Annotated in this window: 8 protein-coding genes and 4 tRNA genes; 9 read left to right on the forward strand and 3 right to left on the reverse strand. The window is 66.8% G+C overall.

Going from position 1 to position 8,693, the window contains the following annotated elements; translation table 11 throughout:
- Positions 1-362 precede the first annotated feature (362 nt).
- Genes C8263_RS18580 through C8263_RS18590 form a run of 3 tightly spaced genes read left to right on the forward strand, consistent with a single transcriptional unit; the run spans position 363 to position 1,784 of the window.
- Positions 363-776: a putative dsRNA-binding protein gene (locus tag C8263_RS18580; RefSeq protein WP_107139597.1), complete on the forward strand. Its 414-nt coding sequence runs from the start codon at positions 363-365 to the stop codon at positions 774-776.
- 38 nt (positions 777-814) lie between these two features.
- Positions 815-1,438 carry an HAD family hydrolase gene (locus tag C8263_RS18585; RefSeq protein WP_107139603.1) on the forward strand — a complete coding sequence of 208 codons (624 nt, stop codon included), beginning with the start codon at positions 815-817 and terminating at the stop codon, positions 1,436-1,438.
- A gap of 4 nt (positions 1,439-1,442) precedes the next feature.
- On the forward strand, positions 1,443-1,784 hold the full coding sequence (locus C8263_RS18590) for a YraN family protein (protein ID WP_107139598.1): 342 nt from the start codon (positions 1,443-1,445) through the stop codon (positions 1,782-1,784).
- A 140-nt stretch (positions 1,785-1,924) separates the two neighbouring features.
- On the opposite strand, the gene C8263_RS18595 is transcribed toward C8263_RS18590, so the two are convergent.
- Positions 1,925-3,058, reverse strand: a complete 1,134-nt coding sequence (locus C8263_RS18595) for a citrate/2-methylcitrate synthase (RefSeq protein WP_107139599.1) — start codon at positions 3,056-3,058, stop codon at positions 1,925-1,927.
- Between the two features lie 100 nt (positions 3,059-3,158).
- Between C8263_RS18595 and tsaB the strand changes: the two genes are divergently transcribed.
- Positions 3,159-3,716, forward strand: a complete 558-nt coding sequence (gene tsaB, locus C8263_RS18600) for a tRNA (adenosine(37)-N6)-threonylcarbamoyltransferase complex dimerization subunit type 1 TsaB (RefSeq protein ID WP_408608076.1) — start codon at positions 3,159-3,161, stop codon at positions 3,714-3,716.
- 233 nt (positions 3,717-3,949) lie between these two features.
- Here the strand turns inward: tsaB and C8263_RS18605 are convergent, their stop codons facing one another.
- Both C8263_RS18605 and C8263_RS18610 read right to left on the reverse strand, forming a co-directional pair.
- Positions 3,950-5,815, reverse strand: a complete 1,866-nt coding sequence (locus C8263_RS18605) for an ABC transporter ATP-binding protein (protein WP_107139601.1) — start codon at positions 5,813-5,815, stop codon at positions 3,950-3,952.
- On the reverse strand, positions 5,812-7,719 hold the full coding sequence (locus tag C8263_RS18610) for an ABC transporter ATP-binding protein (protein ID WP_199188450.1): 1,908 nt from the start codon (positions 7,717-7,719) through the stop codon (positions 5,812-5,814). Before C8263_RS18610 ends, C8263_RS18605 begins: the two co-directional genes overlap by 4 nt.
- Positions 7,720-8,017: 298 nt before the next feature.
- Between C8263_RS18610 and C8263_RS18615 the strand changes: the two genes are divergently transcribed.
- From C8263_RS18615 to C8263_RS18635, 5 genes are all read left to right on the forward strand, one after another.
- Positions 8,018-8,093, forward strand: a tRNA-Thr gene (locus C8263_RS18615).
- A gap of 60 nt (positions 8,094-8,153) precedes the next feature.
- Positions 8,154-8,239, forward strand: a tRNA-Tyr gene (locus C8263_RS18620).
- Between the two features lie 7 nt (positions 8,240-8,246).
- A tRNA-Gly gene (locus C8263_RS18625) sits at positions 8,247-8,319 on the forward strand.
- Positions 8,320-8,329: 10 nt separating this feature from the next.
- Positions 8,330-8,404 (forward strand) — tRNA-Thr (locus tag C8263_RS18630).
- Positions 8,405-8,568: 164 nt separating this feature from the next.
- The coding region (locus C8263_RS18635; protein ID WP_233218726.1) for a GTP-binding protein at positions 8,569-8,693 on the forward strand (125 nt) is incomplete at its 3' end.

Genomic DNA, 8,693 nt, shown 5'->3' on the forward strand with positions numbered 1-8,693 from the left:
GAGCGACCACCTCGGCGACTCTTCCTGTTGCTGGAGCAGGTTGGACGAGGTAGACCACTCCCACTTTATGTGGCCTAAATGCCGCTCAGAACGGCAAATTATGTCCGAGTCAACGGACTACCATTAGAACCCAACTTCAATGCACAGGCCCAGGGCGCGCACGTCCCCGGGCCTCATTTCATGCTGATGGCGGCGCCCCAACCGCCCGGGAACATGCTTCCCGGGCGGCACAGACAGCGGCGCCACCGGCCGTGCTGGGGCGGTCTTCTGACCCCAGGGCAAACCGGGCTGCTGCTGTGAGGGCCCGGCCGTTCTGCCCCCCCGGCCGGCGCTGCCCCGCGCGGGCCGCTAGGCTGAAGGGGATGAATGTCAACGCCAAGGGAGATCTGATTGCGCGCGCCATTGCCCTGGGGCTGGGTACCCCCAGTTTCGAGGTCACCACGCAGGGCCCGCCCCACGAGCCCACCTTCCGCGTGACAGTGCGCGTGGGCGGCGAGGCGCTGGGACCCGGCGGCGAGGGCCGCAGCAAGAAAGACGCCGAGCGCATGGCCGCCGAGGCCGCCCTGCAGGCCCTGGACGGGGGAGTGCCAGCCACAGATGAAGATGGAGGCCGCTGGCCCATCTACAGCGCCGTGCTGGCTGGAGCGCTGGAGGTGGCGGCCGACTTCGCCCCGGACGACACGTCCCTGGACGAGGTGCGGGTGCGCGCCGCGCAGCTGTACCGCGACCTGCTGCGCGACCTGGGCCACGGCCCCGACGGGGATGAAGAGGCGTGAGCGGCTGGCCCTGGCGCCCGGGCGGCGTGCTGTTCGACATGGACGGGGTGCTGACCCTGAACAACCACTTTCACCGGCAGGCGTGGCAGGAGGTGGCCGCAGGGGTGCTGGGCCTGCACCTGGGTGCCCACGAACTGGACACCAAGGTGGACGGCGGGCGCAACCCCGAGATCATTGAGCGCCTGACCGGACAGGTGCCGGACGAGGCGCTGGTGCGCCGGGTCCACGACACCAAGGAAGGCCGCTACCGCGCCCTGGCCGCCGGGGCGCTGCGGGAAGTGCCGGGCCTGAGCGCCTACCTGGACGCCCTGGACGCGCGCGGGATTCCCTTTGCGCTGGTCACCAGCGCCGACGCCGTGAACGTCGCCTTCGGCATGGAGGCGCTGGGCCTGGGCCACCGCTTCACTGTGCGCGTGCTGGGCGAGGACGTCACGCGCGGCAAGCCCCACCCGGAGCCCTTCGTGCTGGGGGCTGCCCGGCTGGGCCTCTCCCCCACCGACTGCCTGGCCCACGAGGACGCCGTGAATGGCGTGCGCAGCGCGGCCGGGGCCGGTTGCCGGGTGGTGGCCCTGACCACCACGGCCCCCGCCCAGGCCCTGCAGGCTGCAGGCGCCGCCCTGAGCGCGCCCGACTTCACCGGCTGGGCCGCGTGGCTGGTCTGATCCCATGAAGGGCGCCGACGCCGAAGCCCGCGCCGCCGCGCACCTGACCGGGCTGGGGCGCGCCGTGCTGGCGCGCAATTACCGCATAAGGGGCGGCGAGATTGATCTGGTCACCCGTGAAGCGGACGGCACCCTGGTCTTTACCGAGGTGCGGCACCGCGCCGACGCGGCCCACGGCCACGCCGCCGAAAGTGTGACCCCGCGCAAACTGGCCCTGATGCACCGCGCCGCCCTGACCTACCTGCTGCGCGAATGTGGCCGCGACGACCTGCCCTGCCGACTGGAGGTCCTCACGATTGACGGGCCGGTGGACGGCGGGGTGTTGGAGGTCTGGCCGGTGGAGTGAGGACAGTGGTGGTTGATGGGAGATAGAAAAAGCGCAGAGGCACGCTGCAGCGCAGTTCTGGCCCCGCACCAAATGAAAAGGCGGCCCGGTTCTCCCCGGCCGCCTTTCTCCATCAACGTTCAACTATCAACGTTTAACCCTCAACCCCTCTCCTGCAGTTTCACGTACTTCGCGTCACGTTCGCCGGTGTACACGGCGTCGGGGCGCAGCAGGCGGTTGTCGCGGGTGTACTCGATCACGCTGGCGCACCAGCCGCTGATACGGGCCAGGGCGAAGATGGGCGTGAAGAACTCTTTCTTGATGCCCAGGTCGCTGTACACGGTGCCGCTGTAGAAATCCACGTTCGGGTAGATGCCCTTGGCGCCAATGCGGTCCACGACCACCTTTTCGATGGTTTCCAGAATCTGGTAGTAGTTGCTCTTGCCTTCCTTGTTGGCCACGTGCTCGGCGTAGTCGCGCAGCACGCGCGAGCGGGGGTCGAAGTACTTGTACACGCGGTGCCCCACGCCCATGATCTTCTCTTTGTTGTCCAGCTTCTTCGTGATGTACACCTCGGCCTGCTCGGGGGTGCCCACCTCGTCCAGCATGTCCATCACGGCCTCGTTGGCGCCGCCGTGCAGCGGGCCCTTCAGGGCGCCAATGGCGCTGGTCATGCACGAGTACATGTCCGAGAGGGTGGAGGCCGTGGCAATGGCCGTGAAGGTGCTGGCGTTCATGCCGTGGTCCACGTGCAGCACCAGGGCAATGTCGAACAGCCGGGCCTGCTCGGCGGTGGGCTCCTTGCCGCTCAGCATGTACAGGTAGTTGCCGGCGTGGGTCAGGTCCATGCGCGGCGCCACGATGGCCTGCCCGTCCTGGGCGCGGTTGATCGCCGCGATGATGGTGGCGAACTGCGCGATCAGGCGCGTGGCGATGGCGCGACGGCCTTCGGGGCTGGTGTCCTCAGCCTGGGGGTCCAGCAGGCCCAGGTAAGACACGGCGGTGCGCAGCGCCTGCATGGGGTGAATCCCTCTGGGCATCCCCTCAATCACCCGCATCAGGGCCTCGGGAATGGCGCGGTTGGCCTTCAGTTCCGCGTCGAAGGCCGCCAGTTCGGCGGCGGTGGGCAGTTGGCCATTGAGCAGCGCCAGCGAGAGTTCTTCAAAGGTGCTGTTCTCGGCCCAGTCCTGAATGGGAATGCCCAGGTGGGTCAGAATGCCTTCCGTGCCGTTGATGAACGTGAGTTTGCTTTCCGTAAAGAGGACGCCCTCAAGCCCTTTGGCGATGTTCGTCATGATGCTGCGAGCATAGCACCGCGCCGCTTTTGTTCAGGGGTGCCCCTTCGTTCCCGCAGGGGTGACAGGGAGGAGGCCAGCCGTACAATGCCGGGCGATGATGGCCGCCTCTTCCTCCTCTGTCACCCTGGCCCTGGACACGGCCACCCCCTGGCTGACGCTGGCCCTGGTGTGGCCAGAGGGTGAACTCAGCGTGTCGCGCGAGGTGGGCCGCGCCCACGCCGAGCTGTTGCCCGGGGCCGCCCGCACCCTGTTGAACGATGTGGGCCTGCCCTTCCACGCCGATCTGATCGTGATTGGCACCGGCCCCGGCTCGTATACCGGCGTGCGGGTGGGGGCCAGCTACGCCCTGGGCCTGGGCCGGGTGTGGGGCGCGCCCGTACTGGGGGTCAGCACCCTCGAAGCCCTGGTGCGCGGGGAGGGCCGCCAGGGCGTGTCCCTGGACGCCCGCAAGGGCAACGTGTACGGCGCGGTGTACGACGTGCAGGGCGGCGTGGTCCAGGGACGCCTGCACGACCCGGCCCGCCTGCCCCTGCCCGACTTTCAGGCCCTGCTGGGCGACACCCCGCACCACCAGGACGGTGCCCCCGACGGCCTGGCCCTGCTGCGCGCCGGCGTGGCGCATGGGCAGCGGGACTGGGCGCTGGCGTATCTGTAATACGGGTTCCGAAAAATTCCGTAACTCGTTACGGAATTTTTTCGACCGGAGGGAGAGGGAAAAGATGCGGATTTCCGGGAATTGGGCTGGAACAGCGCCGAAGGCGGGGAACATCCCCCTTCTTCCCGGATGTGACGGAATTGGACGGCCGTCCGTATAAGGGGATGTAGGTGCTGGGCTGTGGGTTGTTGGGGTTTTGCCCACAATCCACAGCCCACGTCCCACAACTCCCCTCAGTCTGCCGCGTCCCCCTGTGCGTACTGCAGGCGGTGCAGCCGGGCGTAGTACCCGCCCTTGTCCAGCAGCTGGCGGTGGCTGCCCTGCTCCACAATGCGGCCCTTGCGCATCACCACGATGCGGTCGCAGTGCTCGATGGTGCTCAGGCGGTGGGCAATGATGATGGAGGTGCGACCGCGCATCACCTTTTCCAGCGCGGCCTGAATGCGCAGTTCGGTCTCGGTGTCCACGTTGGCGGTGGCCTCGTCCAGCACAAGCAGAATGTCCGGGTTCTGAATCAGGGCGCGGGCAAAGGCCAGCAGCTGCTTCTGCCCGGTGCTCAGGGTGGCGCCGCGCTCGCGCACCTCGGTCTGGTAACCGTGTTCCAGGCTCAGGATGTAGTCGTGGACGCCCACGTAGCGGCAGGCTTCCACCACGCGCTCGTGGGGAATCTCCGGGTTATTCAGGGTCAGGTTGCCCTCGATGGTGCCGGCGAACAGAAAGACATCCTGCAGCACCACGCCCACATGCTTGCGCAGATCATGCTGCTGCAGGTCGCGCACGTCCACACCGTCCACCTTCACGGCGCCGCGCTGCACATCGTAAAAGCGGCTCACCAGGGCTGTCACGCTGGTCTTGCCGGCACCGGTGGCGCCCACCAGGGCCACGCTCTCGCCGGGAGCAATGTTCAGGTCAATGCCGCGCAGAATCCAGCGGTCGTCGGTGTCGGGCGTGTCGGCGCTCACGCTCTGGTCGTAGGCAAACCACACGCCTTCGAAGTCCACCCGGCCCTCAAAGTGGGGCAGCGTCCGGGCGCCGGGCTTGTCGGTAATCGCTTCCTCGGTGTCCAGCACGCCGAAAATGCGTTCGCTGCTGGCCATCGCCGCCTGCAGGTTGTTGAACACGTCGGCCAGATCCTGAATAGGCTGAAACAGCTGCTGCGAGAGCTGCACAAAGGCGAACAGGGTGCCCACCGTGATCGCGCCGGCCACCGCGCCGCTGGCGTCGGCGCCCAGAATCTGGCGCGCGGCGAAGTACAGAATCAGGGCCACGGCCACCTGCGCCAGCACCGCCACCACCGGCATGAACAGGGAAAACCACTTCACCGAGTTCTCGTTGGCGCTCAGCAGCGCGCGGTTACTCAGGTTGAAGTCCAGCGCGCTGCGGCGCTGGCGGCCGAACAGCTGCACGGTCAGCATGCCGGTGATGTTCTCGTTGAGCTTGCTGTTGACCGTGGCCTGCTGCGTGCGGGTTTCCCGGAAAGCGTCGCGCAGCTTGGTGCGGAAGTAGTTGGTGGTCAGGAACAGCACCGGCAGCACTGAGAAGGAAATCAGCGCCAGGCGCCAGTTCACGCTCAGCATGATCACCACGTACACCACGATGATGAAGCTGGACTGGATCAGGCTCACGAGACCGCCCGTGATGAACTGGTTGATGGCGTCCACGTCGCTGGTCACGCGGGTGATCAGGCGGCCCACCGGGTTCTGGTCAAAGTACGCCAGATGCAGGCGCTGCAGCTTGCTGAACACGTCGGCGCGGATGTCGCGCAGCACGTTCTGGCCCAGGTAGCCAATCGCCAGCGTAAAGCCGTACTGCAGAATGAATTCCAGCACCTTCAGCGCCATGTACGCCACGGCCGTCAGGGTCAGCCCGTCCAGCAGCGCCTGGCGGCTGACGGCCCGTCCCTGCGCCAGCGGCGAGAGATAAGCGTCAATGGCGTGGCGCTGAATCAGCGCAAACAGCGGCGAGGCCAGCGAGATCAGCAGCGCCAGCAGCACGCCGCCCACCACCAGCCCCAGGTAGGGGCGCACGTAGCGCAGGATGCGCCGGGTCAGCTGGGCGTCAAAGCCCTTTTGAAAAGCGTCGGTTTCAGGGCGGGTCATCGGGTCACCTTCTGTTCCAGCAGGTCGGCGGCGCTCACGGGGTCGGCCACCGCCTCATCGTCGGCGTCCAGGTCGCTGGCCAGGCGCTGCAGCCGTTCCAGCTGGGCGTAGTGGCCGTTCTGGGCCAGCAGGTCCTCGTGGCTGCCCTGCTCGGCCACGCGCCCGCCGTCGAGCACCACGATCTGGTCGGCGTGGCGCAGGGTCGAGACGCGGTGGGCAATCAGCAGGACGGTTCGGCCCTGGCTCACCTCGCGCAGGCCGTCCAGAATCCGGCGCTCGGTCTCAGTGTCCACGGCGCTGAGGCTGTCGTCCAGAATCAGAATGCGCGGCTCGCGCACGATGGCGCGGGCAATGGCGGTGCGCTGGCGCTGGCCGCCGGACAGGGTCACGCCGCGCTCGCCCAGCATGGTGTCAAAGCCCCTGGGAAAGTCCTCCACGTCGCCCAGCAGGCCGGCCAGCCGGGCCGCCTCTCGCACTTTCAGGGGGTCGGGGGTCTGCGGAATGTCGGCGGGCGGGGGCGCGCCCACCACGCTCACCCCGGTGGGCACCTCGGGCAGGTCGCGCGCCTCTATGCCAAAGCCAATGTTGTTGGCAATGCTATCGCTGAACAGGAAAGGTTCCTGCGGCACCACGCTGATCGCGTCGCGCAGGGTGGCCAGCGGCAGGGCGCGCAGGTCGTGGCCGTCAATGCGGACGCTGCCCGCCGTGGGGTCCATGGCCCGGGTCAGCAGCTGGCCCAGCACCGTCTTGCCGCTGCCGGTGGGGCCGGTGATGCCCAGGAAGGTGCCGGCCGGCACGCTCAGGTTCACGCCGCTGAGCACCGTGGTGGACCCATAACGCAGGGTCACATTCTGAAACTCGATGTCCCCCCGCAGCTGGCGCAGGCGCAGATCGGTGCGCCCGGTCTCGTCACGCACCAGGGGCTGGGCGTCGAAGATCTCTCTCAGGCGCACCCAGGACGCCAGACCGCGCTGAATGATGCCGGTGATCCAGCCGATCATCAGCATGGGCCACGTCAGGCGCTCCAGCGTGCCCACGAACTGCACGAACATGCCCACCGTGAAGGTGCTGCCGGGCTCCAGAATCAGGCGCCCGCCCACCAGCAGAATCAGGCCGAACGCCAGCCCCAGCAGCAGGCTCATAAAGGAGCGCAGCGGGCCGTCCACCTTGGTCAGGGCGATGTTGCGCCGCAGAAGTTCGAGGTTCATGGCGCGGTAATCCTCGATCTCGCGGTCCTCAATGGCGTAGCCCTTGACCACGCGCGCGCCGCTGAAGTTCTCCTGGGCGCGCGCCGAGATCAGCGAGTTCTGCTCCTGCGCCAGCCGGTGGCGTTTGCTGATCAGCCGGGCCAGGTAGGTCAGCACGCCCACGATCACCGGCACAATCGCCACCACAATCAGGGTCAGCTGCCAGCTCAGGCTGAACATCACGGCAAAGGCGGTCACAAAGCCCGACACGATGTTCACGATCTGCCACGCCCCAAAGCCCAGCATCTCGCGCACGGCGCTCAGGTCGCCGGTCAGGCGGTTCATCAGGTCGCCGGTGCGGGCGCGGTCGTAGTAGGGCTTATCCAGCGTTTGCAGGTGGGCAAACAGGTCCCGCCGGATCTCGTACTCGCTCTGGCGCGAGGCCACGACGATCTGCCGGCGCATGACCAGCATGAAAAAACCGGCCGTCACCGCCGCCGCCACGATGCCCAGCGCGTACAGCGCGGCCGTGCCCAGCGTGATGCCGGCCGTCGCGGGGTCGGCGTCCACCTGTCCGGTCAGGCCGTCAATGGTCAGGCGAATAAAGTAAAACGGCAGCAGGTTGACCGAGGTGGCGATCACCACGGCAATCAGGCCAATCACGTACTGGCGCGTGTGCAGGCGCAAGTACGGCAGCAGGGTTCGAAAACTGTCCAAGGGGTGCCTCCCGGGGGCGGGCAAGAGGGCGGGGCCAAGAGGGGCGGTTTCAGGGAAAAAGTTTCCCGTGCGCGCGTCAGAATACGCCCCGGGGCCGGGGCCGAAATGCGCCACATGGCGCATAGGGCCTCAACGCTCTGGGAAGGCTCAAGGCCGCCCGGTTCCAGCGGCAGTGTGGGCGGCGATTGACACCCCTGGGGGCCGGTGCTACTATTCCCAGCCGGAAGTGATCGCGCTTTGCGCAGCGCTTCCGCACTCGGAGGCCGAACATTCGTTCCAAGCTCCAAACAGGGACGGTGCCACCCTAGCTCAACTGGTAGAGCACCCGACTTGTAATCGGAAGGTTGGGAGTTCGATTCTCCTGGGTGGCTCCACACAACGCGGCTCACCACACCGCCGCGCTTGTGGCCCGAGAGGGCGAGACAGTGGAATATGGGTAGGTGGCCGAGTGGTTAAAGGCGACAGACTGTAAATCTGTTCACGTACGTGTACGGCGGTTCGAATCCGCCCCTGCCCACCACGATCACGCGGGAATAGCTCAGTTGGTAGAGCGTCAGCTTCCCAAGCTGAATGTCGCGAGTTCGAGTCTCGTTTCCCGCTTTTTTCCTTCGCTTCTGTAGCTCAGTGGTAGAGCACTCCCTTGGTAAGGGAGAGGTCGTCGGTTCAATCCCGACCAGAAGCTCCAACAGCCAAAGCAGCGCGTCCCTCTTTGTGTGGGCCGCGCTGCTTCTCTTCACCGCCCCAGAGCCGCTGCCCAGTTCGGTACTTTGCGTTTGCGCGGCGGCCCTGTACACTGTCAAGGCTTGCCTGCTTCCCTTGCGGGCAGTTCCAGACCAGGAGGACACAGACATGGCAAAAGGAACGTTTGAACGCACGAAGCCGCACGTGAACGTGGGGACGATTGGGCACGTGGACCATGGGAAAACCACCCTGACGGCCGCCATCACCTTCACGGCCGCCGCCGCTGACCCGAC

Source organism: Deinococcus arcticus, assembly GCF_003028415.1.
GTDB classification, from domain to species: domain Bacteria; phylum Deinococcota; class Deinococci; order Deinococcales; family Deinococcaceae; genus Deinococcus; species Deinococcus arcticus.